The sequence below is a fragment of the Mesorhizobium ciceri biovar biserrulae WSM1271 genome (genome assembly GCF_000185905.1).
Taxonomy (GTDB): domain Bacteria; phylum Pseudomonadota; class Alphaproteobacteria; order Rhizobiales; family Rhizobiaceae; genus Mesorhizobium; species Mesorhizobium ciceri.
Genome location: NC_014923.1, coordinates 5,120,868 through 5,147,853 on the forward strand (window position 1 = coordinate 5,120,868; position 26,986 = coordinate 5,147,853).

Genomic DNA, 26,986 nt, shown 5'->3' on the forward strand with positions numbered 1-26,986 from the left:
TCACGATCCGGCGCCAATCCATGGCCAATTCAGGCGACGCATTGCTATCGTCTTGCCAGGGCCGGCCTGACGGGAACAAGCAGATTGTCATCATGGGCGGCGGTCGACTCGCCTCTCTGGCTCAGCCGCTCAGCAAGTCCCTTGTGAAAGATAACGCCATTCATATAGGCGAAGGTCATCGCCAGTGCCGCCGTTCGCAAGGGATAATCGACCAGAGAATGAACGAGCAGAAACGATACTGAGAGAAACGCCATTTTCTGCAGCGGATCTCGCCGTGCCGTAACGGAAAACGCAAAAAGCAATATCGCGTAAGCTGCGACCAGAAAGACAACAGGAGCGCCACCTTCAAGCGCCAATTCCAGATAATCATTGTGGGCGTGATTGACGTAGGGCTTGAAGATCATCTCTCCCTTTTCGTAAATCTGATAGACCTTCGGAAAACTCCCAAAGCCGACGCCCGTCGCCCAGTTCTCTTCAATTCCCGCGATCGTCGTGCGGGCAAATTCGGCCCGTCCAAAGGCCGGGTCAACCACTTCCGCATCGATCTTCGTCCACGCCCCCGATCGTGTAGAGTGAAAGCCCGATGAAGACAGCGGGTATTCCATACCCGCCCAGCCTCGAGCGCGCGGACAGAAAGACGACTGATACCATGGTGATCGCCAGCCCTATCAGAATACCGGCGCGCGAACCGGCGGCCAGAAGCAACAGCAGCAGCGTTATCAAGCCGAGCGACCCGGACAGAAGGTGCCCGCGAAACAGGCCGTAGTAGACAACGAAGGGGATGGAGACGAAGAGCAAAGCTGAAAAATGGTTCTGGTTGGCAAACAGTCCCGCATTGATCGTGAACGGCAACAAACCCTGTATGGCAACCGTATCGGAGAGTGAATACTGGATCGCCGCAGCCAATCCGTTACAGATGACACCCATGAAAAAGAAGGGCAGAAGGCCGTAGACCTGATCTGGGCGCAAGCGGGTGACGCTCAGAAAGAATGCAGCCATCGCCACGAAATACAACAGACACTCGATCGTACGTCCCACGCCGACACTGACGAAACGCAGCCCGGTTTCACCGCTCAGCCACGGATTTGCAAGTAGAACCTCAGGCCGCAATCCGCTCAACAGGGCGGCAGGCAGCGGCACGATTTGAAAACAGAACACGGCCCCTTTGAATTCGTCGATCTCCGAGACCAAAGCAAGGGTTTCAGGGGTGATTTGCAGGAAACCGATCTTCATGGCCATACCTAAAAAAATACCCAAAAATACCCAATAGCTCAAGAATCGACCTTACCCAATAAAGCACTCCCGGCGCCTTGTATGGGAAACGCCCAGTCACAAGGCAAACGGATTAGAGAGTGGATTCGACAACAAAATTCAAAAGGTGCATGATGGGTTTGGTGTCGGGGGATACCTTCATGAATTGGCGTTGGTTTTCGACCGCAACAGTTGTTGCGTTCATCTCAGGCTGCACTGCCGACTATTTGAATAATTATGACTCGGTGACGCTCGCTGCCGGCGATGCGAACCGCTCAAATATGCTTTTGCAAACTGTCGATCCGTTCAATCCGAATAGCCAAAACACGCGTATTGAAGGCGACGGAGCGCGCGCGGTGGCAGTCTTCAACGGATACCGAGGTGCGACCCGAGCCCGTAGCGCTGATTTGGACTGTGCAGGCGGCAGCGGAAACAATGCAGTGGTTGCCCCTGGGGTGCAGATCACAGGCTCTGATCCTAACGGGCTCGATGGTGATCGCGACGGCATTGGGTGCGAGGGAAAATAGGTTGTCTCGAACAAGGAAAGGAGGGCTAGGCTGGCTCGCAGTCATTGCGTTGGCCGCGTATTATTATCCCGTTCCGTACCAGAGACCGGGCATTACCTCGCCAAATCCAAAGGCCACCGTTGAGATCAGACCGGAGGCCAGCAATCTCACCCAGAGCGTTACACGGCAGGTCGAGGAACCGGCCGCACCCAGTCAGCAAACCAACGGGGAAGTGCTTCAAGGCCGCGCATCGGCAGTTGATGGCGATACAATTGAGATCAATGGGACGCGCGTTCGGTTCAACGGCATCGACGCACCCGAGTATGATCAACAGTGCGAGGATGCGAAGCACTTTCGGTATTCATGTGGATGGCAGGCCAAAACTTCCCTCGAAAAATTCATGGCTAAATCGAAGCCCTTACGATGCGAGTTTGTCACTTGGGATCAATACGGACGCTTCGTTGGCAATTGCTACCGGGCGGACGGAGCCGACGTGGCGGCCTGGCTCGTCAAGAATGGGCTGGCCCTCGACTGGCCCAAATACAGCCATGGCGGCTATGCATCCCAACAAGCGGTCGCCAAGGCTGCCAAGCTCGGCCTGTGGAAAGGCTTCTTCGAAGACCCATGGACGTGGCGCGCCGAGCACGCCGAAGATACGCAGCCCGCGGCCAATCAGCCTCTCGGTATCATAGGCCGTCAGGCTCAGTCACAAGGCTATTCGTGCGAGCCTCGCCGTAAATGCTCTCAGATAAGCTCTTGCGCTGAAGCCCAATGGTATCTCAGCAACTGCTCATGGGGCGGCAGGCTGGATCGCGATAGTGACGGGATTGCGTGCGAAACGCTTTGCTAAATACCGAGAACGACGGAGGACTGGTCAGTGGCCCAACAGTCGAGAAATTCCGGTTTGGAGCCCCTCTTTCTCTCTTTTGGTCGGTACGGGTACACTGGTTTGATCCTACGGTGATCTATTACCGGGGCTAGTCGCAACAGGATATCCCCGTTGGGGCTTGCTGATCGGTTCGCTGCTAGGCACATTCACCGCATGTGCAATCTCTACAACATCACCACGTCACAAGAGGCGGTCCGCCAGTGGACCCGGACTTTGCGGGACATCCTAGGCAACCTTGAACCGTCCGTTGACATCTATCCCAACCAGCCCGGCCCAGTGGTGCGTAACGCCCCTGAAGGCCGTGAGCTAGCCAATCTCCTGTGGGGAATGCCGACGCCGGCCGAGCGCGTCAAGGGCAAGGCTGACTACGGCACTACCAACATTCGCAACCCGCAGTACAGCCATTGGCAACAGTATGTCGGCGTCGAGAACCGTTGCGTGGTGCCGGTAACAAGCTTCGCAGAGCCCAGCCCAACTCCCGGCGATAAAGACCGCGAGACAGGCATTCAGCGGAACTATTGGTTCGCGCTCAATGAGGACCGCCCGTTATTCTTCTTCGCTGGCCTCTGGACGCCATGGCATGGGGTCCGCAAGGTAAAGGACGGCCCCGGCGATTTCGAGCTTTACGGTTTCATGACGACCGCGCCCAATGCCCTCATCAAGCCGATCCATGAAAAAGCTATGCCGGTGATCCTGAGGACGCAAGAGGAAACAGAGACTTGGCTGACAGCGCCATGGTCGGAAGCGAAGCGGCTACAACGCACAGCGCCGGATGATGCTCTTGTGATTGTCGAGAAGCCTGCCACACAGATCAAGTTTCCCGAGCAGGCACCAGTACCGCCAAGCCAAGGCTCGTTGTTCTAGATGGCTGGCCTTCGGATACTCTCGGACGTTGCACCGGGCCTTGCGATTGCCATCTTTCTTACAATCTTGGTCGTGATGTTTTTTCGTCGTAAGCGGCGCTAAGCAAATCGGCGGCACGTGATTGAAATGTTGGGCTGTTAGCGCCAGTTATTCATCCCTCCAGATCACGCGTCGTACCATGCGGATTTCAACAAGTCGCCTCACGCGTATCTTCATGCCCTCCGATGCGCTTGGCAGCAGAATGTCCACATCAAGCTCGCGGCGTTTGCAGCGCTCGCAGCGCATGTGCCGGTCAACGTCCCAAAACGGAATGTCCCCCACCAATTTGGCGAGGTCCCCGGGGAGATAGTGGCGTGTAATGTTGCAGTTGATGCACCGGACACGGATTAGCTGACCAACCTCATGCGCTCGGCACAGGGTCTGGACAAGGCGGCGCGGTCGTCTGCTCTGTTCCGGCATAGCCAAAAATAGGAATGAGTTCCTCGCCGAGTCAATTCACTCTTGACATTTATGTTCCCTTTTTGTTCACTACGCCCATGCAGCGTATGGAGTAATGCCATGGATCGAATTGTGACACTGAACAGCCGCCAGGAGGCTGCCCTCCAGGCCCACGCCGAGGATTTCATTGCAGTCCACAAGGGTGATGTGATGAAAGCGCTCAAGGAAATGATCGTGCTCAACGGGCACCTTCAGGAACGACTTGACGCACTCACCCCGCAGCGCCGCGCGACGCGTTAGGAGTAGGCACCATGGGCACAATGCACTTCGACACCGAAGCCAAATCCGAACTGCACTCTGAAGCGGTGAAGCTGATCGCCCGCTACGACAGCCCTCTTGAGACCGTGAAGGCGCTCATGGCCTACAACTGTGAGCTTGAGACCCAGATACTCGCCATCGCCCATCGGCATCCGGGGATAGTTTCAATCGGGTACGATCCTACTCCGCCTGTGCTGGAGTGACCTTCAATGAGCCGCCTGATCTTTGCAGGAGAGCTTGAGAGCGCCGCCGACCAGATAGCGGACATATCCCGCGCCGACCTTCAAATTGTACTTCGTAGGGCCGCCCTGATGCTTAGAAACGTCGCCGGTGTCGATCTGGGCACGAGAACAGACGAATTACTTTTTGGAATCGCAGCGGAGATGGAAGTTTCCAAGTCCGATTTGATCAAAACGATCGTCAGCGACTGGCTAATTGCCAATGCTTATCTGCCTGTTCCGCTAGAGCTTGACGAAGGCAACGAGACACCATTTAAAATCTGAGCATGAAACCCGGCGTCTTCCGCTATGCCCGCGCAAAATACGCCTTGTACCACTCGACGAACCGCCCGACGCCCTCGGTCACTGTCGTCGTCGGGCGGTAGCCGACCGCCTGCTCCAGCGCCGAGGTGTCGGCGAAGGTATCGGGCACATCGCCGGGCTGCAGCGGCAAGAGTTCGACGATGGCTTTGCGGCCGAGCGCGTTTTCCAGCGCCTCGACATAGGCGGTCAACTTAACCGGGTTGTTGTTGCCGATGTTGAAGATGCGCCAGGGGGCGCTGCTTGTGGCCGGATCCGGACGGCTGGAGTCCCAGGCGGCATTGCCCGTGGCCGGGCTGTCGCTGGCACGGATCACGCCTTCGGCGATGTCGTCGACATAGGTGAAGTCGCGCGTGTGGTTGCCGTTGTTGAACAGTTTGATCGGCTCGCCAGCAAGGATGTTTTTGGTGAACAGGAACAGCGCCATGTCCGGGCGCCCCCAGGGGCCATAGACGGTGAAGAAGCGAAGCCCGGTCGTCGGCAGCCCGAACAGTTGGCTGTAGCTGTGCGCCATCAGCTCGTTGGCGCGCTTGGTCGCGGCGTAGAACTGCAGCGGGTGGTCGGCCGGACGATGCTCGGAAAACGGCATGTCGGTGTTGGCGCCGTAGACACTCGAGGTGCTGGCATAGGTCAGGTGCGCGACGGCGCTGTTGCGGCAGGCCTCCAGCATGTTGGTGTAGGCGATGATGTTGCTTTCGACATAGGCGTGCGGGTTTTCCAGGCTGTAGCGAACCCCTGCCTGGGCGGCGAGATGGATCACCCGGTCGAATGCGTGGTCGGCAAAGCAGGCGTCGACCACGCTCTTGTCGGCGAGATTGCCGCGGATGAAATGGTAGCCGGCATTGGTCTTGCGGCTCGCCTCGTCCAGGAGCCGCAGTCTCGCCTCCTTGATTTCCGGATCGTAGTAGTCGTTGACGTTGTCGATGCCGACGACCTCGTCACCGCGCTCCAGCAGCCGCTTGGCTACGTGATACCCTATGAAGCCGGCCGCGCCGGTGACCAGAACCTTCATCAGAAGCGCCCATCCGTGACATGCCTGGGAAACAGACCCTTGATGTCGTAAATGACGCCGGGGGTCTTGCAAAGAGCCTGCAGGCCGTCGACGCCCAGAGCGCGGAACTGCCTGTGGCCGACGGCCACGATAACGACGTCAATGTCCTTCATTCCTCAGGTCCGGACAATTTTCCTCAAAGGCCACCCCCATCACCAGAATCCGACTGCCAACGACCAAGAGCTACGACAGCGCGGCTGCTCCAGCAAGCATCTATTTCTCGGATCAACAGTGCGGGAACTTTTGATCAACAGCATTGCTTTATGCGATTGAAAAGATACCGTCTGCAACGCACCAACGCCGAACGATAGGGCCAATAATGCGATGTAATTTCCAGCACCGCTTCGGCGATCAACCCCTTGGCAAGTCGCCTGGGAGCCGAGACAGATCGATCTAGAGAGCGGAGATATTGCGTTCCGAAGCAGCTGTATGTTGGTGTCGTCGGGACGGCAACCTAATCAGATGCGTATGGCCGGCGGAGGGTACCGATCATCGGCCATAAGATCGGCCAAACATCCGGGCAAATTCGAAATATATCTTTATAATTACGTATTTAGCAGAAGCCAAGATCGGCCAGACATGGAAGAAAGCGTTTCAACTACATTCACCCGTTCCCCGACGGCAATGGCCGCGTCAGCCGTTTGATGAGCCACGCCATGGCCCATGAGGCTGGGATCGCCGCGCACGGGCTGTGGTCGATCTCACGCGGTCTAGCGCGCGGCGTGAAAAGCCGCACGGACTACAAGCGCATGATGGATCATGCCGATATGCCCCGCCAGGGTGATCTCGACGGACGGGGCAACCTCTCCGAGCGCGCACTCGGCGACTTTACGCTATGGTTCATGCAGGTGTGCATCGATCAGGTGAACTTTATGACCGGCTTGTTCGATCTCGACACGCTCGCGAAGCGGCTGCGTCGCTACGTCGAGCGCAGTGGCCTCAAACCCGAAGCCGCCCGCCTCCTGGAGGAAGCGCTAATGCGCGGCGAATTTGAACGCGGCGAAGCGTCTCGCATTAGCGGACTACCCGAACGCACGGCGCGTCGCGTGTTCAATGAGGTGATCGCGCTCGGTCTGTTGGCGTCGGAAACACCCAAAGGTCCGGTGTCGATACGCTTTCCGGCCAACGCATTGGATTCACTGTTTCCGAAGCTGTTTCCAGAAACCTAAGTGTGATTACTTGGCAGACGCCACGCTGAAATCCGCCAATCACCCCACGCCAGCCAAGGCTTGATTGCTCAAGCCGCTGGTCTGCTCGGGCTTCAGCCGCGCTTGAGCAGCGTCCAGACGGCCGGCACCAGGCTTGCCGCGAGAGCCACCTTGATCAGGTCGCCGACGATGAACGGCACGACGCCGAACTGCCACGACTTTTCCGGACCGATGAGCAGCGCCAGCCAGGCAAAGCCCATCGCCATCATGACGACTTCGCCAACCAGCATGGCGTTGAAAAGCTTGATCGGATGGCGGTCCCAGCCGCGATCCGCCGCCCAGCCGACAATGGCCGCCATGACCACGAAGCCGGCGATATAGCCGCCGGTCGAGCCGAGCATGTAGGCAATGCCGAGACCCTTTTCAGGCGTGCTCTGGAAGACGGGGAAGCCCATGGCGCCCTCGGCCATGTAGAGCAGCAGGGTGGCGACGCCGAGACGCATGCCGAAAGCGGCGGCAATCAGCAGCACGGCCAGCGTCTGCATCGAAATGTCGACCGGCCCGAGCATCACCTTGGTCTTGGCCGACAGTGTCAGCACAAGCGTTCCGGCGATGGCCAGGAAAAGCTGCGTTGCCAGCCGCGCCGCGCCGCTTTGCGGCAGAGCCAGAGAAACAAGCGGACGCATCGTAGTTGCAATTGCCATGGTATTTCCCCAATCCGATTGCCGCTACCAGATGTTCGCGGCCTCACATCCTCCTATATTGGCTTGCGTGTTATGCGGCAATCGGTTTTGCCGTTTCCCCAAACAAGGCACCGATGCATGGCACTGAAGTTCGAGACCGGCTTCGACCCCCTCTATGGCCAGGGGGTGAGCGTCGCGCCCGATGTCCAGCGCATCACGGCCCGCAATCCAAGCCCTTTCACCTTTCACGGCACCAACAGCTACATAATTGGCCGCGATACGCTGGCGGTGATCGATCCGGGGCCGCATGACGAGGCGCATCTGCGGACCCTGCTCGAAGTGATCGCAGGCCGGCCAGTCAGCCATATCTTCGTCAGCCATACGCATCGCGACCACTCCCCGCTGGCGGCCCGGCTGAAAGAGCGCACCGGCGCCATCGTGCTGGCCGAGGGGCCGCACCGGCCGGCAAGAGCCCTGCACATCGGCGAGACCAATGCGCTCGACGCCAGTGCAGACATGGCTTTCGTTCCCGACATCGCCCTTTCCGACGGCGAGGCGGTCGATGGCGACGGCTGGTCGATCAGGACGGTTCTGACCCCGGGCCACACCGCCAATCATGCGGCATTCGCGCTGGAAGGAACCGGCATCCTGTTTTCGGCCGATCATGTCATGGCCTGGGCAACCTCCATCGTCGCCCCGCCGGATGGAGCGATGGCCGATTACATGGCCTCGCTGGACCGTCTAATCGACCGCGAGGACCGCTTGCTGCTGCCCGGACATGGCGGGCCGGTGACGGCACCGCGCGCTTTCATGCGCGGGCTGAAGACGCACCGCAAGATGCGCGAGCGAGCCATCCTGGAGCGGGTCAGAGAAGGCGACCGGACGATTCCCGACATGGTCAGGGCGATCTACAGGGATACCGATCCGCGGCTGCATGGCGCCGCCGGATTGTCGGTGCTTGCCCATCTCGAGGATCTGACGGCGCGCGGTCTGGTTGTGACCGATGCCGCACCGGCCATCGACGGCATTTTCACGCCGGCCGGATAGGCAACGCAGCCCACTGCCAAGTGCCCGTGCCTCACTCGGCCGGCGCGGCGCCAACCTGACCGGCGACTTCCTGGTCGAGCTCGGCAAGGAAATCGACAATACGCGCGGCATTGTCGCCAAGGTCGTAGCGACCGTAGCGGGACGCCGACCGCATGTCGACGATGACCGTATCGCCATCGTCCGTCACGCGGATCGCCACATCGGCGGGAAGGCCGATCACGAAGCCCTTGGCGACGGCGGTGATGGTCACCTCGCTTTGCCCGGCGAGATCAGGATAGGGTTCCGATAGATCCCAGTCGCGCCGGTCGAGTACGGTTTCGACGGCATTGACGACAGTCTCGAACGGCAGGTCGTAGCTGCGTGCGCTGACCAGCGGATAGCTATCGGTCTGCAGCCGCTGTTCCCCAGGCGTCGACGGCGCAAGCACGTTCATATCCTTCTTGCGGTCGCTCACGTCGAGCGCCGGCGGTTCGTCGAAATCCGTCGAGATGTCCCTGAGCGGCGGATAGATCGTCGCCCAGTAGGCGGCGACGCCGTAGGGTGCGAGCACCAGCAGCGCCAGCAGCGCGCCGACCGTCAGGTCGCGACCGCCGCGGTCGCCGAAATTCCAGAGCCGCGAAAAGGCAAACCCGGCAAACAACAGCGCCATCGCCGCCAGCAGCGCGACAATGCCGAGCACCCACAGAAAGACAGGTGTTTCGACGAGATCGAAGCGATGGCCGACAAAGACCGTCAGCAGCAGCACCAACGAAAAAGCGGCCGTGCGCCGCGACCATCCGGCCGCCCTCGACGTTTGCCGTTCAGGAATACTTGCCATCGATTGCCGCACCACCCCAACCCGAACGGAGACTTAGAACCTTTTTGCGATGCCATGAAGCCGAAACATGCGACATCGCGTCAATCCGTCGGCAGGCGATAATCCTTGAACTGCTGGCGCAAGGTGATCTTCTGGATCTTGCCGGTGGCGGTGTGCGGAATTTCACCGACGAAGGCGACATCGTCCGGCATCCACCATTTGGCCACCTTGCCGTCCATGAAGTCGAGAATATCAGCCTTGCTCGGTTCCTTGCCCGGTTTGCGGACGACGACCAGCAGCGGCCGTTCGCCCCATTTCGAATGGTGGACGCCGATGGCTGCCGCCTCGGCGACATCGGGGTGACCGACAGCCAGGTTCTCGAGGTCGATGGTCGAAATCCATTCGCCGCCGGACTTGATGACGTCCTTGGCACGATCGGTGATCTGCATATAGCCGCCCGCGTCGATGTGGGCGACGTCGCCGGTATCGAACCAGCCGTCCCCGTCGAACTGCTCCACGCCGGCGCCGCCATAATAGGCACGGGCAACGGCCGGCCCACGCACTTTCAGGCGGCCAAATGTCTTGCCGTCCCAGGGTTGCGCATTGTTGTCGTCGTCGGTCACCTTCATTTCGACGCCGAACGGCGGATAGCCCTGTTTCTGCTGGACATCGAGCCGGGCTTCGCCCTCAAGACCAGCATAGTCCGGCTTCAGGGTGCACAGCGTGCCGAGCGGCGACATTTCGGTCATGCCCCAGGCATGGATGACCTGGACATCGTAGTTCTGCTGAAACTTCGTCATGGTCGCGCGCGGGCAGGACGAGCCGCCGATGACGACCTTATTGAGATAGGGAAGCTTCTTGCCGGTCTCCTCCAGATGCTGCAGCAGCATCATCCAGACGGTCGGCACGGCCGCACTGAAGGTCACCTTCTCGGTATCGAGCAGTTCATAGATCGAGGCGCCGTCCATCTTGCAGCCGGGCATGACCAGCTTGGCGCCGATCATCGGCCCGCTCTGGCCAAGGCCCCAGGCATTGGCGTGAAACATCGGCACGACAGGCAGGATCGTGTCGCGCGACGACAACCCCATGGCGTCGGGCATGGCGGCGATCATGGCGTGCAGCACGTTCGAACGGTGGCTGTAGACGACGCCCTTGGGATCGCCCGTGGTCCCGGAGGTGTAACACATGCCTGCGGCGGTGCTTTCGTCGAAGGTCTTCCAGGCGAAGTCGCCATCCGCCTCGTCAAGCCACTCTTCATAGGCGACCACATTGGGCAACGTCGTCTGCGGCATGTGTGCCTTGTCGGTCAGCACGATCACCTGTTTCAGCGACTTGACGGCGCCGGCGATCTTCTCGAGCAGCGGCACGAAAGTCAGGTCGACGAAGACTGCCTTGTCCTCGGCATGGTTCATGATCCAGACGATCTGCTCGGGAAACAGCCGCGGATTGAGCGTGTGGTAGATGGCGCCGATGCCCATGATGCCGTACCAGGCCTCGATGTGGCGGGCGGTGTTCCAGGCCAGCGTCGCGATGCGGTCGCCCAACCCATAGCCGTCGCGCTCCAGCCGCTGGGCGACCTTCAGGGCGCGACGATGGATGTCGGCGTAGGTGGTGCGCACGATCGGCCCTTCGATCGAGCGTGACACGATCTCGCGCATGCCATGCTGCCGCTCGGCATTGTCGATGAGCTTATGGCAAAGCAGCGGCCATTCCTGCATCAGTCCCAGCATTCGGTCCTCCCTCACGCTTTTGCGTTGTGCTTTTTGTCCCATTGTGGAGCGAACCGACGGATTGTCCAGCCGCCAATACGGCCGAGCACTGCATTGGGAACAACCGCCACAATCCGGCCATCGTCGGCGTTAAGCTTCGTTAACGGGCAAAGGGGTGCGATTGGCGACTGAAAGAGGTTCGCATGGACGCGCAGCTCGACGACAAGGCTCTCGAGAGTACGCTTGCCGAAAGTCTGGCCGATCTGGTGCCGGACACAAAGACTGTTTCCGAAGATGAATTTGTTGAAGTTGTCGGCGGCGCGCTGGAAGCGGTCGGCGGCACGTTGCTGTTCAAGATGTGCGTCCAGAACCAGGGCGAGGACCAGCACGTCGCAGCCGCGTCAGTCGGCGATGGCGGAAACCGCCAGTTCCTGCTGCTCACCTTGCCGACCGGCGGTGGTTCCCTGAAGGTCGAGACCGTATCGAGAAGCAGCAACCCGGTCGCCGGTATTGCTGCCGCCTATGCGGGTCTCATGGACGTGTTCAAGGCCGCTGCCTGACAGCTGACGACAAGTATCGAGGATATTCGGAGGCGCGATCCGGCAGTGCCGGCCTGGGCAGGTGTTTGCGTGTTGCATGGCGACGGCAGGCCTTGAACAATGCGTTTGCGCGACACATCTCAAAGTCGACGCAAGGAGAGCCGCCGCATGGATCAGATCGCCAACCCCGCACCCGGTTTCCAACGCAACCCGGACAAAATCATCACCATCGAGCCCTATGCCGGCACCGTTACCGTGCGCGCCGGAGACGTGGTCATCGCTTCAACAGCGAAGGCCAAGGTGCTGACCGAAGCTCCCTATCCGGCGGCCTTCTACATTCCGTTCGCCGACATCGATTTCGGCAAGCTTGGCCGCACCGACCACTCGACCCATTGCCCCTACAAGGGCGATGCAAGCTATTGGAGCGTGCTGCCTGCCGGCGAGACCGGCCAGAACGCCATGTGGGCCTATGAACGGCCTTTCGACGAGATGGCTGAAATCGGCAACCACGGCGCATTCTACGCCAGCAAGGTCACGATCGAAGCCAAACCGGACTGAGCCAACGCCGAAGCGGGATACGCTCGGCTGGCCACTCACTCCGTGGTGCCGTTATTGCCGATGCCCTCGGCATCGTCGAGCCGCACAAAGGTCAAGCCCTTGGCCTTGAGCGCCAGCAGCCCCTGCACCACGCCTTCGCCTGCCGCATGGGTCGGCTGGTTGATATGCGAGATAATGACGTCGCCGTCCTTGGCCGCCGCGATGCGCCGCGCGGTTTCCTTGGCGCCGAGCAAGGAGCCGCCGTCGCCGTTTATCGAGAATCCCGCGACCTTGAAGCCAAGCTTGCGGATCATGGCGATTGCCGACGGGCTGTATTCGGCGGTTGCGCCACGAAACCATTTCGGCGCCGGCTCGCCGGTCCCGGCAAGAGCGGCGGCCCCCGATTCGACCTCGGCCAGCACCGCATCCGGGCTGCCGGCGCTGCGGATGCCGTAGATTTTCCGCGGCGTGTCGACCGCCGGGATGTGGTGACCGCCGTGATTTTCCAGTTCGAACAGATCGGGATGCGCCCGCATGATCTCGACGGCGGCGGCGTTTCGCTTCAGCCAGATGCCGGTCACGAAAATGGTGGCGGGGATCTTGTTGTCCACCAGCGCCGAAAGGATCCGGCTGTCGGTCTGTCCGCCGCAGGCATCGAGCGTGAGTGCCACACGGCCGGCGCCGCTCGCCTGCGGCCTGATGTGCAGCGTCGGCTCGACGAGCGGCGCGGCATGGCCGGCGGATGCCATCGCCAACGACATGGCGATCATCCAGAGATTTTTTTGCAGCAGGCGCATCAAACCGATTTCCTGACCCGTCATTTCAAGCAGGCATCCCAAAGACCCGCATGAAGGCGGAAATCAGGATGATGCATAGCAGAAAAGCGCTCCACGCGACAATGTGACCGTGCCTGTGGCGAAGGGGTCATTCCACCGCGTCGAGAGTCGTGCATGCGACCCATGATCTCAGATGACGCATTCCAGCTGCATTTCGGTGCGCGAAAGAACCTCGCGCACCGCGTCGACCACCGGCTTGACTTCCAGGCCCCAGACGCAGCATGCCTTGCTGGGATCCGGCGCGCGGCAAAGGTCCTCGGCCATGCAGGCGCAAGGCATCGGCGGCTGGAGCGAGATGCTGGGCACGCCGACGGGACCCCAGCGCGACGGCTCCGTCAGACCGAACAGCCCGACAACCGGGGTCCCAGTGGCTGCCGCCATGTGCATCGGGCCGCTCTCATTGCCGAGAAACAGCCGGGCCTGTTTCAGCACCGCCAGCAGGCTTTCAAGCGACAGGTCACCGACGAGATTGACGACCGGCGGCGCGGTCCTGGCGACGATGCGTTCGGCGATCTCGCGCTCGTCCGGGCCGCCCACCAGGACGACGTCCAGGCCGGTCTCGCCGGCAATCTCGACGATCGCTGCTGCAAACCGCTCCGGCTGCCAACGTCGCCCCTCGAAGCTTGCACCCGCATGCACGGCGATGAAGGCATTTGGCCGCAGATGGTGTTTATCCAGGAGCGCCAATGCTTTCGCCATCTCCAATGGCAGCGGCTGAAGGTTCGGAATCACCGTGCGAAGTTCAATGCCGAGCGCTTCGAGCGGCGAGAGGTAGCGGTACAGGAAATGCTGGCCATCAAAGCCGTAGGGCTTGGCAAGGACGTTGGCGGGCTGCCGCTCCAGCATACGCAAGGGTCTTTCGGAGGGATTGTATCCGACACGGGTCTTTGCGTGGACGAGCCCGGTGAGGATGCGCGACGTCTTCGAATCGGTCAGGTCGATGGTCAGGTCGAAGCGGAAGCGGCGCAACGCCCGCACCATGGCGTAGAGCTCCTTCCCGCGCTCCAAGGGCGTGCCGCGCATGCGGTCGCGCCTGAATGCGACCACCTCGGAAGCGATACCATGGGCGATCACGAAGCTCTCGAAGCGGGCCTCGCACAGAAAGACGATGCTGGCGCCGGGGAATTCGAGCCGCAGGTTCTTGGCGAGCGCCGAGGCGAGGACGAGATCTCCTATGAACTTGGTTTGAATGACCAGGATCGAGCGGAGCGGCGCGGGAGAGATCTGCAGCATCTGTTTCCGGGAGCAATTTGCGGATGGCCGCAAATTGGGCAGGAACAATGTCGAGATTACGCGGCGCGGCCAGCACGTTCGCGTGAATTGTCTTACAAAACGGTAAGCTGGATGGATCCTATCCGCGGCCTGTTTTCGCAACCAGCACCGCTGCCTGCGCTGCCGCCAGCCTGGCGATCGGCACGCGATAGGGCGAACAGGACACGTAGTCGAGGCCGACCTCTTCGCAAAAGCGGATCGAGGCCGGATCGCCGCCATGTTCGCCGCAGATGCCGAGCTTGATGTCGGGCCGCGTCGCCTTGCCCTTTTGCGCGGCCATGCGCACCAGTTCGCCGACGCCCTCGATGTCGAGCGAGACGAACGGGTCCTGATCGATAATGCCCTTCTGGCGGTAGGTTTCCAGGAACGAGGCCGCATCGTCGCGCGAGATGCCGAAGGTCGTCTGGGTCAGGTCGTTGGTGCCGAAGGAGAAGAATTCGGCTGATTCTGCAATGACATGCGCGCGGATGGCGGCGCGGGGAAGCTCGATCATCGTGCCAGTGAGATAGTCGATCTTGACCCCGGTTTCCTCCATGACGCTCTTGGCAACCGCATCGATGCGCGCCTTGACGTAGTCGAGTTCCTTCACCAGGCCGACGAGCGGCACCATGATCTCGGGGACCACCAGGGCGCCGGCCTTCCTGCCGGCCTCCACGGCCGCCTCGAAAATGGCCCGTGCCTGCATCTCGGCGATCTCGGGGTAGGAGACGGCCAGGCGGCAGCCACGATGGCCGAGCATCGGGTTGAACTCGTGCAGTGCCTCGGTGCGCTGCCTGAGCTTGTCGGGCGACACGTTCATGGCGGCGGCGACCTCGGCGATTTCAGCCTCGGTCTTGGGGAGGAATTCGTGCAGCGGCGGATCGAGCAGTCGGATCGTCACCGGCAGGCCGGCCATGATCTCGAACAGTTCGAGGAAATCCGAGCGCTGCATGGGCAGAAGCTTGGCGAGTGCGGCGCGCCGGTCCTTTTCGGTGTCGGCCAGGATCATCTCGCGCATGGCGACGATGCGGTCGCCGTCGAAGAACATGTGCTCCGTGCGGCAAAGCCCGATGCCTTCGGCGCCGAAGGAGCGCGCCATGCGCGCATCGAGCGGTGTTTCGGCATTGGTGCGCACCTTCATGCGCCGCACCGCGTCCGCCCATTCCATGATGGCGGCAAAATCGCCTGACAGTTCAGGCTGCAGCATGGCAACCGCGCCCTTCAGCACCTGGCCGTTGCCGCCATCGATGGTGATGATGTCGCCTTTGCGGAAGGTCTGCCCCATCGAGAGCAGCGTGCCGGCCCTATAGTCGACGCGCAGCGAGCCGGCACCCGAGACGCAAGGCTTGCCCATGCCGCGCGCCACCACCGCGGCGTGGCTGGTCATGCCGCCGCGCGTGGTCAGGATGCCTTCCGCCGCATGCATGCCGTGGATGTCTTCGGGACTGGTCTCGATGCGCACTAGGATCGCCTTGCGCCCTTGTGTCTTCAAGTCCTCGGCGTCAGCTGAGGAAAAGACGATCTCGCCGGTAGCGGCACCGGGCGAGGCCGGCAGTCCGATGCCGATGACGTCGCGCGCGGCCTTGGGGTCGATGGTGGGATGCAGCAACTGGTCGAGCGAGGCCGGGTCGATACGGGCAACGGCTTCCTCTTTCGTGATGAGCCTGTCGCGCGCCATCTCGACGGCAATTTTCAGCGCCGCCTTGGCGGTGCGCTTGCCGGAGCGGGTCTGCAGCATCCACAATTTGCCGCGCTCGATGGTGAATTCGAGATCCTGCATGTCGCGGTAGTGCTTCTCCAGACTATCGGAGATGGTGACGAAGGACTGGAACGCGTCAGGCATCAGCTTCTGCAGCGACGGCTTGTCCGAGCCTGCTGCGATACGCGCCGCTTCGGTGATGTTCTGCGGCGTGCGGATGCCGGCAACGACGTCCTCGCCCTGCGCGTTCACCAGGAACTCGCCATAGAGCATCTTTTCGCCGGTCGATGGGTTGCGCGTGAAGGCAACGCCGGTGGCCGAGGTTTCGCCCATATTGCCGAACACCATGGCCTGGACGTTGACCGCCGTGCCCCAGCTTTCGGGAATATCGTGCAGGCGGCGATAGGTGATGGCGCGGTTGTTCATCCAGCTCGAGAACACGGCTGATATCGCGCCCCAGAGCTGCTCATGCGGATCCTGCGGAAACGGCCTGCCAAGCTCTTCCTCGACTTTGGCCTTGTAGAGCGCGATGACGCCCTGCCATTCGAGCGCCGTCAGTTCGGTGTCGAGCTCGTGCCCGAGCCCGCCCTTCTGGTCCTCCAGGATTTCCTCGAACACTTCGTGGTCGAGACCCATGACGACATCGGAATACATCTGGATGAAGCGGCGGTAGCTGTCATAGGCAAAGCGCGCATCGCCGGAATCGGCGGCCAGCGCCTCGACCGTCTCGTCGTTCAGGCCGAGATTGAGGACGGTGTCCATCATGCCGGGCATCGAGGCGCGAGCGCCAGAACGCACCGACACCAGCAGCAGTTTCGACGGGTCGCCGAACCGACGACCGGTCAGCCGGCCGATGTGATCGAGCGCGACCGCGACATCGGCTTCCAACCCGGCCGGATAAATACGGCCGTTGGCGTAGTAGGCGTTGCAGACCTCCGTGGTGATGGTGAAGCCCGGCGGCACCGGCAGCCCCAGGCTGCACATCTCGGCTAGGTTGGCGCCTTTGCCGCCCAGGAGATTCTTGTCGCTGGCACGGCCCTCCGCCGCACCATCGCCAAAGGTGAAAACCCATTTGGTCATGCATCGCTCTCCGGTTGCAGGAGATTGGAAAGATTGGCGAAACGGAAAGTTCCGCCGGTCCGCCCTTGGAGCGATATGATGCTGCAGTGCGAAAGGCAAGGCGTCGGCAAAGCCGCCCGGCCACTACAATCGATTAAGCAAAGCCGTGCCTCAGGATGCGGCAAAAAGGTTTGCTATGCCGGGGATTCTGGAGTAGAACATACAGTGAACAAAGAGGTGGCTATGAAACTGTCCGGAAAACTCGACTATCTGGAAATGCCGGCTACGGGCGGAACGCTGGACCGGCTGAAGGCCTTCTACAGTTCCGCCTTTGCCTGGTCGTTCACTGACTATGGGCCGACCTATTCGGCCTTTGCCGAAGGCCTGGACGGGGGTTTTCAGGCCGACGCCGCCGAAGCGCCATCGAAGCCGCTGCCGGTGCTGTACAGCAGGGATCTGGAGGCGACCCTCGAGGCTGTCGAAAACGCCGGCGGCACGGTCGTCAAACCGATCTTCGCGTTCCCTGGCGGCCGCCGTTTCCACTTTGCCGATCCGGCCGGCAACGAGATGGCGGTGTGGTCCGAATAGCCAGCTGGTGCCGTCTGGTGGCGTTGCTTTTGCTGCCCAAACAGGCGTTCTCACCACCATTCATGGGGCATTGTGCTTTTTGGCTGCTCTGCTAATAACGCGCCGCACAAGCGACTCTGACGGCAATTGGGGCGTCGCCAAGTGGTAAGGCATCGGTTTTTGGTACCGACATTCCCAGGTTCGAATCCTGGCGCCCCAGCCATCCCGCTCAGGTCCGTTCCGGACACTTAGGACCGAGAGTACCTTTGCGATCTTCCATGAAGCCGATCGGCTAACAGTTCGATTGTGTCATAAATTCAGATGAGCCAAAGCCGTCGCGGCAAATTCAGGTCTTGCACATGATCTGGATAGTGTCGCCTTGAACATCTCCTTCTTTCCATACATAGGTCGGCCGGGTGGGTGGCGGCTCAACATGGAACTTCAATGAACCTTCCTATCTTCGCCATCAACCTCGATCGCGAGACCCAGCGCTGGAGCGAATTGCTCGCCAGCGCCGAAGCGGCAGGCCTGACCTTGCAGCGCATTGCCGCCGTCGACGGCCATGCGCTTGCCAAAGAGGCCTGGACGGAGATCGATCTGCCAGCCGCACGCAAGCTGAGCGGGCGCGACATCCTTTCCGGCGAATATGCCTGTTACCGCAGCCATATCCAGGCGCTGGAAACGTTCGTGGCCGGTGGCAGCGCCCATGGCCTGATCGTCGAGGACGACGTCCTCTTCAGCGAAGACACCATGCGGCGCATCGAGGCCGTCATCGCGGCGGTGCCGGATTTCGACGTCATCAAACTGATCAACCATCGCATCAGCTTCTTCATGCGCGCCGTCGAGACGGCGGAAGGCGACGAGATCGGTCGTGCGCTGCATGGCCCGCAAGGCTCGGCCGCCGCCTATCTGGTGACGCGGGAGGGCGCGCAGGGTCTGTTGTCGGCGCTCGCCGTCATGAAAATGCCATGGGACGTCGCGCTCGAACGCTTTTGGGATACCGGTCTGAAGGTCTATTCGGCCCGCCAAAACGTGCTTGGCTTCGCCGCCAGCAGCGAGATCTCCGGCATAGCCGGTCCCTCGGGAAGCTACAAATCCGCAAGGTTGGGGGGGCCGAGCCGGCTACGTGCCGGGGTGTTGCGGGCCAGTGACGAGCTGCGCCGCCTGCATCACGTCCTGCTGCGGCCCCCTTTGCCGCGAGATACCCTGGACTATGCCAAGGACAACGCGCCGCGCCACACCTTGCTTCTGTTGCTTGCGGCACTCGCCGTTCTCGCCATGGTTTCCGCGGTGTGGCGCGAGGCAGACACCTACCGCTATGCGGGCCTGGCGCTGGCCCTGGTCGCGGTCATCCGCTGGTTCAGGGTGGATTTGTGGACCTACAGCAAACCACTGATCGGTTGGGTCGGCTTCCTGTGTCTGGGCTGGTCGCTCTATGTCTTCATCCGACTGGCGATCGTCTATTTCGGCACCCACCAGTTGGGTGGCGCCGAAGGCATTTACATGTTTCCGCTGTTCTATGCGACGACCGGATTCGCCTTTCTGCTGTTTGTCAGGCAGCCCGCACGGCTGGTCCTCTGGTTCATGATCCTCAGTCTTGTCTTCCTGGCGGCGGACACCGCCTGTTCGAACATGTTTCAGGATATCCAACCGGCCCCGTGGCTTTTCAACAATCCCATCCACGCGTCGGTGGCGGCCGGTTTCATCTTCCTCTGCACGCTGCAATTCATGGCTTACACGGCCCAGAGAACGGACCTCGGGAAAGCAACCAAGAACCTTTATTGGGCGCTGTCGACAGCCGTCCTGCTGCTTGCCGTCGTCAATATCATCGAGATGCGGTCAAAGGGCGTGTGGCTTGCGCTTGCGCTTGCGCTGCTCCTGTTGACGGTCATGACCCTGGCGAGAGGCCATCGCCGCGAACTGTTGGTTTCGGGTGGCGTGCTGGCGATCGTGGCGGCCGGCATTGTCGCAACACACAACATCTTCTCGTCCACCGCCGGCGACACCATGACCTTCGTCAAAACCCTGGTTCCGGATGTGTTCAGGCATGGCGTCCTTCCCGCATTCGACCGCGCCATCGCGAGCGATGCGGTTCCGCTTGCAGCCAAGGAAAGGCTGATGCTGTGGGCGGATGCGATCGATATCTGGAAACGCCACCCGATCTTCGGAGCCAGTTCCAGCTGGCTGACCGAGTGGGAGAACAGAACCTATCATCCCATGATCTTAAACGTCTTCCACAATGGTTATCTGGAAATTGTCGTGCGCTATGGTGTGGTCGGACTGGCGTTCTTTGCCTTTCTCTACACCTGGTCGGCCAGGCAGGTTCTGCTGGCCATGCGAGCCAAGCTTGTCGCTCCGGCCGCATGGTCCTGTTACATCTCCACACTGGTTTTCTTCGCCCTCAGCATCCTTACCAATTCCAACAACCGGCTGGCCATGGGTGAGGCCTTCATGTGGTTTGCCGCGGCGTTCGGCTTCTATTGTTTTTATGTTCGCCAGCAGAAGAACCTTGTCGCGCCGCGAACCTATTTTTAGGGCCTGCCGGCGCAGCACGTATCTGATCAGCCGGTTGCGGCCAATGCACCTTTGAGGCCCCGCTCAATTTCCCGATAATCGGGAAAGTCGATGCCAAAATCCACGGCTTATCGCCGGCAACCCGTTTGTTACGATCGACACAGATCACAGACGGGGGTTGTCACGGATATGCTGACGGACAGGCAGGCACGCGAAGCGGTGGAGCAGTACCGCGAGGAAGGATATGCGGTCGTTCGACAATTCGTCGACGGCGACGAGATGATCCGGCTGAAGAAGGAAACCGATGCGGTCTATGCCGATGGCCTCAAGCATCACGCCACTTTCCGGCACGGCAACCTGAATTTCCAGATCCTGCCTGAATCGGACTTTGGCCAACGATATGTGCTGCAGGCTTACTGGTTTTCCTGGATCAATTCCTATTTCGAGCAGTTCCGCCGCAATCCCGACTATCTGAAGCTGCTCGAGGGTCTGATCGGCCGCGACATAAAACAGATCGCCCAACAGCTGCACTGGAAGCCGCCCGGCGCCAATGTCACGGGTTATCGCTTCCACCAGGATCTGCGCTTCCGTAACCAGGCCGCCTTCGACAATGTCGCCGACGCCACCGTGACAACAGGCCTCGCGGTCGATCGGGCGACGCTGGACAATGGCTGTCTTCAGGTCGTGCCCGGCAGCCACAAGCTCGGCTATCTCGGCCTGTCGGACGAGGGAACCGGCGAGCTGATGAAGGGTCTGACCGCCGAAGAAGAGTTGCGCAAGGTCGGCATCGACCCGGCGACCATCGTTCCGCTGGTGCTGGAGCCGGGCGATCTTGCTTTATGGGGGCTGCTCACCGTGCACGGCTCCTCGCCCAACAGGTCACAGCACGACCGCGCCTTTGCACTGTCCAGCTATGTGCGGGCGGATACGACGCAACGTGGCGAATGGGCGTTCAGGGACGGTGTTTCGGTGCCGCTCGGCAAGACGCCGGCACTGTGCAAATACGAAAAGCTCTTCGAGGAGCCGGGACCGATGTACGACACCACCGCCTGGTGGAAATGACGCTGCCGCGTCGGGCGACGGGGGCAGCAGGGGCCTGGCGTTCGCGCCAGGCCCCTGACGGCGTTGGCCGGCAATCGGGCAGCATTTCAGGCGGTGAAGTCGGCCGACAGTTCGCGGATCAGGAAATCGACGAACGCGCGCACCTTGGCCGCAATATAGGTGCGGTGCGGATAGAGTGCGTAGATCGGGCTGGAGCCGGGGCGAAACTCATCCAGCTGCACTTCCAACCGGCCGTCGCTGATCGCAGCATCGACCAGCAGGCTGGGCAGATTGCCGATGCCGAAACCGGCGGTGGTCATCTGGTAGGCGGCCTCGACGCTGTTGGTCGAGATGCGCCCGCCGACAGCCGCATCGAAAGGGCCGTCTGGTCCGATGAAAGGCCATGTGCCAAGCCGCTTGGCGAAATTGCTCAGCACGCAGGAATGGCTTGCCAGCTCATCCGGGTGGACCGGGCGGCCGTTTGTGTCCCAATAATCGGGCGTGGCGCAGACATAGTTGCGAACTTCCCCAAGCCGGCGGGCAATCAAGGCGGAATCGGCCTGACCGCCGAAGCGGATGGCGACATCGTAGCCTTCCTCGACAATGCCGACGACATAACGCGCGGTGAGGTCGAACTCGATCGTGGTGAGCGGGTTCTCTTCGAGGAATTTCGGCACCAGCTTGGTTATGCGCGTGTGGCCCAGAACATTGGAGCAGGAAACCCGGATCAGGCCGCGCGTCTCCTTGTGAAGGCCGCGCGTCGAATCCTGCAGTTCGGAAATGTCGTCGAGCAGGATGCGGGCACGCGGAGCATAGTCGCGGCCCGCCTCTGTGAGGCTGAGGCGCCTTGTGGTGCGATTGATGAGCCGGACGCCGAGGTCGTCTTCCAGTTCCTTGATGGTGCGGCTGACGGCCGTCGTCGACATGTTGAGATCGCGCGCCGCCGCCGACAGGCTGCCCAGCAGGCAGACCCGATCGAACACCCGCATCGCCGTCAGAAGATTCATCTTGCCTTCCCCTCGCCGTCGCGGCCCCGCCGCCATCCGCTGCGTCTTGTAGAAAACAGCGCCCAGCAACGACGCGGCAAGGGCATTCCACCGAATTTGGGCGTAAAATCAACAATGGGAGAACCGATATGACATCCAGACCTCTTCATCCGGCGATCGGCACATTTGCGAAAGGCGCGAAGAGCGGCGCGCTTGGCCGCCGCGAGTTCCTGGCGTTGGCCAGCGCCTTCGGCGCCAGCACGGCGATTGCCTATGGGCTCATCGGTCAACCGGTTCCGGCGCGGGCCGAGGAAGCCGCCCAACCCAGAAAGGGCGGCGTGCTGCGTGTTGCCATGCAGGTGATGGAGCTGGAAGACCCGCGCAAGTTCAAGGTTTCGCAGATGGGCAACATCGCCATGCAGTTTCTCGAACCGCTGGTGCGCTGGAAGCCGGATTTCACCTTCGAGCCGGTGCTGCTGCAGAGCTGGGAGATCAATGCGGACGCCACGGAATATGTGCTCAAGGTGCGCCCAGGGGTGAAGTGGTCGAACGGCGACGATTTCACCGCCACGGATGTCGCCTTCAACATCACGCGCTGGTGTGAGAAGGATGCCGCCGGCAACTCGATGGCGGGGCGCATGACCGCCCTGATCGATCCCGACACCAAGGTGGCGCGCACTGGTGCCATCGAGGTTCGCGACGACCACACCCTGGTCCTGAAACTGTCGCAGCCCGACATCACCATTATCCCTGCGATGACCGACTACCCGGCATTGATCGTCCACCGCACGTTCAATCCGAAGGCAGCGCCACTGTCGGCCAACCCCGTTTCCACGGGTCCATTCGAGCTTAAAAAACTCGATGTCGGCGTTGCTGCCTCGGTGCGCAAGCGGCCGGACGGGTCGTGGTGGGGCGGCGAGGTGTTCCTCGACGGCATCGACTGGACCGACTACGGCACCGACTCGGCCGCCACCGTCTCCGCTTTCGAATCCGGTGAGATCGACCTGAACGGCCAGACGCAGTCCTATGACGTCGCCATGCTCGACAGGCTGGGCCTGAAGAAAAGCGAGATCGTCACTGCCGCCACCCTGGTCTCGCGCTGCAACGTCAACGCCAAACCCTATGACGACAAGCGCGTGCGCAACGCCATACAGCTTGCGGTCGACAACGAAGCGGTGCTGCAACTGGGCGCCGACGGCATGGGCATCGTCGCGCAGAACGATCATGTCGGACCGATGCATCCCGAACACGCCGACCTGCCGCCGATCAAACGTGATCCGGCCCGGGCCAGGGCATTGCTCGAGGAAGCCGGCCAGCTCGATTTCGAGTTCGATCTGATCTCGGTCGAAGCCGACTACCGCAAGGAAAGCTCCGATGCCGTCGCCCAGCAGATGCGCGACGCCGGCTTCAAGGTGAAACGCACCGTCATCCCGGAATCGGCGTTCTGGAACCACTGGACGAAGTATCCCTTCGCGACGACCAATTGGAACGCCCGACCGCTCGGCATCCAGACCTATGCGCTTGCCTATCAGACCGGTTCGGCATGGAACGAGACGGGGTTCGCCGATCCAGACTTCGATGCCAAGGTCCACAAGGCCAATTCCATCGCCGATCCGGAGCAGCGCCGTGTGGTAATGAAGGAACTCCAGGTCATGCTGCAGGATTCCGGCATCATCGTTCAGCCTTACTGGCGAAAGCTGTTCTGCCATATGAAACCTTCCTTGATGGGCTACCAGATGCACCAGGCCTATGAGCAGGATTTCACACGGGCCTGGCTCGCCGCCTGATCGCGGACGACCCCTCCGACAGGGCGGCGCATTTTCCGGCGCCGCCCTCAGAGCAGTTCACCGTTTCACGGAAACGGCGAGCTGCTCTAACTCTTTGTTTTGAGGCAATTTTGGCCGGAAAACCGCTTCACACTTTTCCTAGAATTGCTCTGGCCTGCTCACCGGGGACGTTGCGCCGAAGCGTCGGCCTCAAGGGCGTTCGAGGGGCAGTGCGGGCTTTGTATCGGGCATGATGCGCAGATGCGCCCACACATGCCCTGCCTTGTCAGGTCGGCCGGGATTGCAGGCCGCCACACCGGACCGGCTGGCACATCAAGTGTGTGAAACATTCTGGTTTCTGCCTCTGTCATCATCTAGCTCCGGTTCATGGCTGGAGCTTACTTTTGACTGGGGGAAGCGAAACCCGCTTTCCCGGGCAACGACCTTCCCGAGAACCGGGAGAATTCGTGCTCTTGGTGCCGAGAGGGACCCGAAGCAGCAAGACGACCGCATGAGCGGTCTGCCGCACCGGGTGCTATTGCCGGATCTCGACAGGTCTCTGCCGCTCAGTTGAAGTGAATTCGCCTGCCTATTGTGCGGAACTCTAGCCTGTCTTGGACGTTAGACCCGCCGTCTGAAAGATATTTCCTACCGACGCGATAGGCAGTATTACGAAGCGGGTGGGACGCCCCGAGCCACACGGCCTGTCGGATATGAAGCAATTTTGCGGTTGAGATCGCGGAACATGCAGCGTTATTTCCATCCGATCTGGAGATCTTAAATTGCCAGCTCGAATATGCTGCGTCTTTGGCAGCTGGCAATTGCTCAGCCTGGTTGCCTCACTTCGCCAATCAACAATGGATGGAAGCTCCCCGGCGGATCAGGAGCATGAGGACTATCTCCTGCTTTATGAAACGGCCGGCGTTTCCGAGCATTTCAAGACCGGTCTTGCTGAACTTGCGTCTAAAGTATGGACCTGGAGACGGATCATATGGGCGTACGACCTTCTGACGTCCGAGCGTAAATATGGGCAACTGCAAATTTTCCGGATCCATCGTCTGATCCGAGACACAATTGGTCTCGACGCGAGTTCCGTAGCTGAAATCTGGGCCTGCTTCGTTAACCGGCCGTCGGAAAAAATACTGCTGGATTCATACCCTGAAGCCAAGATCGTTTTGTATGAGGATGGCTTGACGTCATACCTTCCATTCGAGATGGCAACCATGTCACGGCCGCCGGGCACAAGGTTTCGACGACGCATCACCGCGGTCTTGATTGCAGGACTCTCTACAATTTCACCGGCGTTCCGATTGAGGAAAGCGGCCGACAGGATAGAAAGACACCATCTGAGACGGGTGACGAAGTTTTATTCTTTGCTTCACGAAATCCCCATTCACGATGCACTGGAGAACGTACCAAGATTTCAGGTCGGCGCTTCGCTGATGCGCGACGTAATAGGTGAAGCCTGCAGGGATGCGCTTTCCGGCGGCGATGAACATTGCCGTGCGTCAGCCAACCCACGGATCCTGCTGCTCGGCCAGGCATTGTCGCGAAACCGCATAATGTCGTACGCGCAAGAGGCGGCGATCTATAGACGAATTGCGGAGCAGATCGTCGAGAGGGGATACGACGTCGTCTGGAAGGAACATCCCAGAATAAGCAAGCCCTTCTTCCCCGAATTGCTGGATGCAGTTGGCAATGTGACGGCCGACGCCAACACCAGGATCATGGAAGCTAACCTGCCACACATATATCCGATAGAGCTTGTCGTATCCCGAATGAACATCGTTGGCTGCGTCTCCGGCACGTCAGCTGCCCTTCTTTACCTGAAGTGGCTTTACGGCATCAAAACATACACATTTGCGGAAACCCTGGTCCCCCTCATGACTGGCGCGGATATTCTAATGAGCGAAATGGTAAAAGCCCATGCGGAGCCCTTTTCAACGCTCCAATCTTTGAACGAGACGCAGAAAGGGATCCGTTGAAAGGCGGTAACCCGAACAGGTTGAACACGATCCTCGCTGTCCAAATTCGGACAAACTCGATCTGGGACACCATCGATGTCAAAGCCGCTTTCAGTCCTTCAACGAGCCACCAAGGCCGACGTTCGATCGGAGCCGTTTCCACACATCATCCTGCCTGACGCCCTTCCCCTCGATCTCTACCAGGAATTGGCCGGCACGTTTCCCGCTCCGGAAACGCTCGAAATCGATACACGCCGCAACAACACCAGGTGGGATTATGAGGCCCACCGCGTTCGGTCGAACGAAGCCGTGCCGCAAATATGGCGCGATTTTATCGCCTACCATGTATCGCAAGCATTTTTCGGCGAGGTCGCCGACCTGTTCTATGACGATATTCACAAGCTTTACCCTGATTATTACCCCAATTATGAACGCCTCAAGAATATGAAAGCGGGCATCAGGTTTAGTGACACCTATGCAACACGCGACATACTGATGGATGCGATGCTCAGCGGGAACACGCCGGTGACCAATGCCGGCTCGGTGCGGACAAGCCACATCGACAATGGCGACAAGCTATTTTCTGGCCTGTTTTATATGAGGCCGGAAGATTATGATGCCGTTGGCGGGGACCTGACAATTAGTCGTTTCCAGTCCAAATACGCCACGCTGAAAGCCAAAGCGACACTCTTCAATGATGCCTATGTCGACGACACCCATTTGGAATGCGTCGAAACAGTTCAATACGACAAGAACATTCTTGTATTGTTCATCAACTCGATTGAATCGGTCCACGGCGTCACAGTCCGCCAACCCACCAACAAATCCCGGCTTTTCGTCAATCTGGTTGGAGAAGTCGAAAAGCCATTCTACATCAAAGGAAAAAAGATACGGCCGCGCTACGTCCCGGCGCATCAAAATCAGGATGAGGCGGAACAGACCTGGCTGAAAAAGCTCAAGCAAAAATTGCGGCTTTAGAAGAACAACG

27 protein-coding genes, 1 tRNA gene and 1 pseudogene are annotated in these 26,986 nt (G+C 60.3%); 18 read left to right on the plus strand and 11 right to left on the minus strand.

Annotated elements, in window-relative coordinates; all coding sequences use genetic code 11:
• Window positions 1-44: 44 nt before the first annotated feature.
• Window positions 45-533, minus strand: coding sequence for an O-antigen ligase family protein (locus tag MESCI_RS32715; RefSeq protein ID WP_244514278.1), 489 nt, complete (start codon window positions 531-533; stop codon window positions 45-47).
• Window positions 526-1,233, minus strand: a complete 708-nt coding sequence (locus tag MESCI_RS32720) for a hypothetical protein (RefSeq protein WP_245268566.1) — start codon at window positions 1,231-1,233, stop codon at window positions 526-528. Before MESCI_RS32720 ends, MESCI_RS32715 begins: the two co-directional genes overlap by 8 nt.
• Window positions 1,234-1,352: 119 nt before the next feature.
• Between MESCI_RS32720 and MESCI_RS24920 the strand changes: the two genes are divergently transcribed.
• From MESCI_RS24920 to MESCI_RS24945, 6 genes are all read left to right on the plus strand, one after another.
• Window positions 1,353-1,778: a calcium-binding protein gene (locus tag MESCI_RS24920; protein WP_224674090.1), complete on the plus strand. Its 426-nt coding sequence runs from the start codon at window positions 1,353-1,355 to the stop codon at window positions 1,776-1,778.
• Window positions 1,779-1,827: 49 nt separating this feature from the next.
• Window positions 1,828-2,607, plus strand: a complete 780-nt coding sequence (locus MESCI_RS24925; RefSeq protein ID WP_244514276.1) for a thermonuclease family protein — start codon at window positions 1,828-1,830, stop codon at window positions 2,605-2,607.
• A gap of 192 nt (window positions 2,608-2,799) precedes the next feature.
• Window positions 2,800-3,510 (plus strand): SOS response-associated peptidase, encoded by a 711-nt coding sequence (locus tag MESCI_RS24930; RefSeq protein WP_013532730.1) that lies wholly within the window; start codon window positions 2,800-2,802, stop codon window positions 3,508-3,510.
• Between the two features lie 558 nt (window positions 3,511-4,068).
• Window positions 4,069-4,248: a hypothetical protein gene (locus MESCI_RS24935; RefSeq protein ID WP_013532732.1), complete on the plus strand. Its 180-nt coding sequence runs from the start codon at window positions 4,069-4,071 to the stop codon at window positions 4,246-4,248.
• Window positions 4,249-4,259: 11 nt separating this feature from the next.
• The gene (locus MESCI_RS24940; RefSeq protein ID WP_013532733.1) at window positions 4,260-4,469 is read left to right on the plus strand and encodes a hypothetical protein; all 210 of its coding nucleotides are present in this window, start codon (window positions 4,260-4,262) and stop codon (window positions 4,467-4,469) included.
• A gap of 6 nt (window positions 4,470-4,475) precedes the next feature.
• Window positions 4,476-4,769 (plus strand): hypothetical protein, encoded by a 294-nt coding sequence (locus MESCI_RS24945; protein WP_013532734.1) that lies wholly within the window; start codon window positions 4,476-4,478, stop codon window positions 4,767-4,769.
• A gap of 22 nt (window positions 4,770-4,791) precedes the next feature.
• Here the strand turns inward: MESCI_RS24945 and MESCI_RS24950 are convergent, their stop codons facing one another.
• On the minus strand, window positions 4,792-5,817 hold the full coding sequence (locus MESCI_RS24950; RefSeq protein ID WP_013532735.1) for an NAD-dependent epimerase: 1,026 nt from the start codon (window positions 5,815-5,817) through the stop codon (window positions 4,792-4,794).
• The gene (locus MESCI_RS24955; RefSeq protein WP_158515784.1) at window positions 5,817-5,969 is read right to left on the minus strand and encodes a Rossmann-fold NAD(P)-binding domain-containing protein; all 153 of its coding nucleotides are present in this window, start codon (window positions 5,967-5,969) and stop codon (window positions 5,817-5,819) included. The genes MESCI_RS24950 and MESCI_RS24955 overlap by 1 nt, the downstream gene beginning before the upstream one ends.
• 483 nt (window positions 5,970-6,452) lie before the next feature.
• Here MESCI_RS24955 and MESCI_RS33095 point away from each other — a divergent pair.
• Together MESCI_RS33095 and MESCI_RS24960 are read left to right on the plus strand one after the other, a co-directional pair.
• Window positions 6,453-6,506: pseudogene (locus MESCI_RS33095) on the plus strand (Fic family protein); the annotation flags it as partial.
• Between the two features lie 6 nt (window positions 6,507-6,512).
• Complete coding sequence (locus MESCI_RS24960; RefSeq protein WP_244514275.1) at window positions 6,513-7,025, plus strand: Fic family protein; 513 nt, start codon at window positions 6,513-6,515, stop codon at window positions 7,023-7,025.
• A gap of 92 nt (window positions 7,026-7,117) precedes the next feature.
• On the opposite strand, the gene MESCI_RS24965 is transcribed toward MESCI_RS24960, so the two are convergent.
• Window positions 7,118-7,708, minus strand: a complete 591-nt coding sequence (locus MESCI_RS24965; RefSeq protein ID WP_013532736.1) for a biotin transporter BioY — start codon at window positions 7,706-7,708, stop codon at window positions 7,118-7,120.
• A 117-nt stretch (window positions 7,709-7,825) separates the two neighbouring features.
• Here MESCI_RS24965 and MESCI_RS24970 point away from each other — a divergent pair, with 117 nt between their 5' ends.
• A complete protein-coding gene (locus MESCI_RS24970) occupies window positions 7,826-8,734 on the plus strand; it encodes an MBL fold metallo-hydrolase (protein WP_013532737.1) in 909 nt (302 codons plus the stop codon).
• Window positions 8,735-8,765: 31 nt separating this feature from the next.
• Here the strand turns inward: MESCI_RS24970 and MESCI_RS24975 are convergent, their stop codons facing one another.
• Window positions 8,766-9,551: a DUF1499 domain-containing protein gene (locus tag MESCI_RS24975; protein WP_013532738.1), complete on the minus strand. Its 786-nt coding sequence runs from the start codon at window positions 9,549-9,551 to the stop codon at window positions 8,766-8,768.
• 80 nt (window positions 9,552-9,631) lie between these two features.
• Window positions 9,632-11,260, minus strand: a complete 1,629-nt coding sequence (locus tag MESCI_RS24980; protein WP_013532739.1) for a fatty-acid--CoA ligase — start codon at window positions 11,258-11,260, stop codon at window positions 9,632-9,634.
• Window positions 11,261-11,442: 182 nt separating this feature from the next.
• On the opposite strand from MESCI_RS24980, the gene MESCI_RS24985 reads away from it, so the two are divergent.
• Complete coding sequence (locus tag MESCI_RS24985; RefSeq protein WP_013532740.1) at window positions 11,443-11,799, plus strand: hypothetical protein; 357 nt, start codon at window positions 11,443-11,445, stop codon at window positions 11,797-11,799.
• Between the two features lie 147 nt (window positions 11,800-11,946).
• Window positions 11,947-12,336, plus strand: a complete 390-nt coding sequence (locus tag MESCI_RS24990) for a DUF427 domain-containing protein (protein ID WP_013532741.1) — start codon at window positions 11,947-11,949, stop codon at window positions 12,334-12,336.
• Window positions 12,337-12,371: 35 nt separating this feature from the next.
• On the opposite strand, the gene MESCI_RS24995 is transcribed toward MESCI_RS24990, so the two are convergent.
• The 3 genes from MESCI_RS24995 to ppdK all read right to left on the minus strand — a co-directional run bounded on the left by MESCI_RS24995 (window position 12,372) and on the right by ppdK (window position 17,181).
• Window positions 12,372-13,112 carry a polysaccharide deacetylase family protein gene (locus tag MESCI_RS24995; protein ID WP_013532742.1) on the minus strand — a complete coding sequence of 247 codons (741 nt, stop codon included), beginning with the start codon at window positions 13,110-13,112 and terminating at the stop codon, window positions 12,372-12,374.
• A gap of 168 nt (window positions 13,113-13,280) precedes the next feature.
• On the minus strand, window positions 13,281-14,384 hold the full coding sequence (locus tag MESCI_RS25000; RefSeq protein ID WP_013532743.1) for a glycosyltransferase family 9 protein: 1,104 nt from the start codon (window positions 14,382-14,384) through the stop codon (window positions 13,281-13,283).
• A 118-nt stretch (window positions 14,385-14,502) separates the two neighbouring features.
• Window positions 14,503-17,181, minus strand: coding sequence for a pyruvate, phosphate dikinase (gene ppdK / locus MESCI_RS25005; RefSeq protein ID WP_013532744.1), 2,679 nt, complete (start codon window positions 17,179-17,181; stop codon window positions 14,503-14,505).
• A 222-nt stretch (window positions 17,182-17,403) separates the two neighbouring features.
• On the opposite strand from ppdK, the gene MESCI_RS25010 reads away from it, so the two are divergent.
• From MESCI_RS25010 to MESCI_RS25025, 4 genes are all read left to right on the plus strand, one after another.
• Window positions 17,404-17,748, plus strand: a complete 345-nt coding sequence (locus MESCI_RS25010) for a VOC family protein (RefSeq protein WP_013532745.1) — start codon at window positions 17,404-17,406, stop codon at window positions 17,746-17,748.
• A 127-nt stretch (window positions 17,749-17,875) separates the two neighbouring features.
• Window positions 17,876-17,950: transfer RNA gene (locus MESCI_RS25015), tRNA-Gln, on the plus strand.
• 221 nt (window positions 17,951-18,171) lie between these two features.
• Entirely contained in the window at window positions 18,172-20,262 is a 2,091-nt protein-coding gene (locus MESCI_RS25020) for a glycosyltransferase family 25 protein (protein ID WP_013532746.1), read from the plus strand.
• A 168-nt stretch (window positions 20,263-20,430) separates the two neighbouring features.
• Window positions 20,431-21,303, plus strand: a complete 873-nt coding sequence (locus MESCI_RS25025) for a phytanoyl-CoA dioxygenase family protein (protein WP_164745819.1) — start codon at window positions 20,431-20,433, stop codon at window positions 21,301-21,303.
• An 86-nt stretch (window positions 21,304-21,389) separates the two neighbouring features.
• Here the strand turns inward: MESCI_RS25025 and MESCI_RS25030 are convergent, their stop codons facing one another.
• Window positions 21,390-22,289, minus strand: coding sequence for a LysR family transcriptional regulator (locus MESCI_RS25030; protein WP_013532748.1), 900 nt, complete (start codon window positions 22,287-22,289; stop codon window positions 21,390-21,392).
• Between the two features lie 128 nt (window positions 22,290-22,417).
• Between MESCI_RS25030 and MESCI_RS25035 the strand changes: the two genes are divergently transcribed.
• The 3 genes from MESCI_RS25035 (at window position 22,418) to MESCI_RS25045 (ending at window position 26,976) form a co-directional block, all read left to right on the plus strand.
• On the plus strand, window positions 22,418-24,055 hold the full coding sequence (locus MESCI_RS25035; protein ID WP_013532749.1) for an ABC transporter substrate-binding protein: 1,638 nt from the start codon (window positions 22,418-22,420) through the stop codon (window positions 24,053-24,055).
• Between the two features lie 761 nt (window positions 24,056-24,816).
• Window positions 24,817-26,019: an alpha-2,8-polysialyltransferase family protein gene (locus MESCI_RS25040; protein WP_244514274.1), complete on the plus strand. Its 1,203-nt coding sequence runs from the start codon at window positions 24,817-24,819 to the stop codon at window positions 26,017-26,019.
• Window positions 26,020-26,094: 75 nt separating this feature from the next.
• A complete protein-coding gene (locus MESCI_RS25045) occupies window positions 26,095-26,976 on the plus strand; it encodes a hypothetical protein (RefSeq protein WP_013532751.1) in 882 nt (293 codons plus the stop codon).
• Window positions 26,977-26,986 lie beyond the last annotated feature (10 nt).

Excerpts from the sequence above, each read along its gene's own strand:
- MESCI_RS24945 (WP_013532734.1), top strand. The coding sequence starts at position 4,476 with ATGAGCCGCCTGATCTTTGCAGGAGAGCTTGAGAGCGCCGCCGACCAG.
- MESCI_RS25020 (WP_013532746.1), top strand. The coding sequence starts at position 18,172 with ATGAACCTTCCTATCTTCGCCATCAACCTCGATCGCGAGACCCAGCGC.
- ppdK (WP_013532744.1), bottom strand. The coding sequence starts at position 17,181 with ATGACCAAATGGGTTTTCACCTTTGGCGATGGTGCGGCGGAGGGCCGT.
- MESCI_RS24955 (WP_158515784.1), bottom strand. The coding sequence starts at position 5,969 with ATGAAGGACATTGACGTCGTTATCGTGGCCGTCGGCCACAGGCAGTTC.
- MESCI_RS24980 (WP_013532739.1), bottom strand. The coding sequence starts at position 11,260 with ATGCTGGGACTGATGCAGGAATGGCCGCTGCTTTGCCATAAGCTCATC.
- MESCI_RS25025 (WP_164745819.1), top strand. The coding sequence starts at position 20,431 with ATGCTGACGGACAGGCAGGCACGCGAAGCGGTGGAGCAGTACCGCGAG.
- MESCI_RS25045 (WP_013532751.1), top strand. The coding sequence starts at position 26,095 with ATGTCAAAGCCGCTTTCAGTCCTTCAACGAGCCACCAAGGCCGACGTT.
- MESCI_RS25030 (WP_013532748.1), bottom strand. The coding sequence starts at position 22,289 with ATGAATCTTCTGACGGCGATGCGGGTGTTCGATCGGGTCTGCCTGCTG.
- MESCI_RS24940 (WP_013532733.1), top strand. The coding sequence starts at position 4,260 with ATGGGCACAATGCACTTCGACACCGAAGCCAAATCCGAACTGCACTCT.
- MESCI_RS24970 (WP_013532737.1), top strand. The coding sequence starts at position 7,826 with ATGGCACTGAAGTTCGAGACCGGCTTCGACCCCCTCTATGGCCAGGGG.
- MESCI_RS24960 (WP_244514275.1), top strand. The coding sequence starts at position 6,513 with ATGGCCCATGAGGCTGGGATCGCCGCGCACGGGCTGTGGTCGATCTCA.
- MESCI_RS25010 (WP_013532745.1), top strand. The coding sequence starts at position 17,404 with ATGAAACTGTCCGGAAAACTCGACTATCTGGAAATGCCGGCTACGGGC.
- MESCI_RS24935 (WP_013532732.1), top strand. The coding sequence starts at position 4,069 with ATGGATCGAATTGTGACACTGAACAGCCGCCAGGAGGCTGCCCTCCAG.
- MESCI_RS24995 (WP_013532742.1), bottom strand. The coding sequence starts at position 13,112 with ATGCGCCTGCTGCAAAAAAATCTCTGGATGATCGCCATGTCGTTGGCG.
- MESCI_RS25035 (WP_013532749.1), top strand. The coding sequence starts at position 22,418 with ATGACATCCAGACCTCTTCATCCGGCGATCGGCACATTTGCGAAAGGC.
- MESCI_RS24975 (WP_013532738.1), bottom strand. The coding sequence starts at position 9,551 with ATGGCAAGTATTCCTGAACGGCAAACGTCGAGGGCGGCCGGATGGTCG.
- MESCI_RS24950 (WP_013532735.1), bottom strand. The coding sequence starts at position 5,817 with ATGAAGGTTCTGGTCACCGGCGCGGCCGGCTTCATAGGGTATCACGTA.
- MESCI_RS32720 (WP_245268566.1), bottom strand. The coding sequence starts at position 1,233 with ATGAAGATCGGTTTCCTGCAAATCACCCCTGAAACCCTTGCTTTGGTC.
- MESCI_RS24985 (WP_013532740.1), top strand. The coding sequence starts at position 11,443 with ATGGACGCGCAGCTCGACGACAAGGCTCTCGAGAGTACGCTTGCCGAA.
- MESCI_RS24965 (WP_013532736.1), bottom strand. The coding sequence starts at position 7,708 with ATGGCAATTGCAACTACGATGCGTCCGCTTGTTTCTCTGGCTCTGCCG.
- MESCI_RS25000 (WP_013532743.1), bottom strand. The coding sequence starts at position 14,384 with ATGCTGCAGATCTCTCCCGCGCCGCTCCGCTCGATCCTGGTCATTCAA.
- MESCI_RS24930 (WP_013532730.1), top strand. The coding sequence starts at position 2,800 with ATGTGCAATCTCTACAACATCACCACGTCACAAGAGGCGGTCCGCCAG.
- MESCI_RS24990 (WP_013532741.1), top strand. The coding sequence starts at position 11,947 with ATGGATCAGATCGCCAACCCCGCACCCGGTTTCCAACGCAACCCGGAC.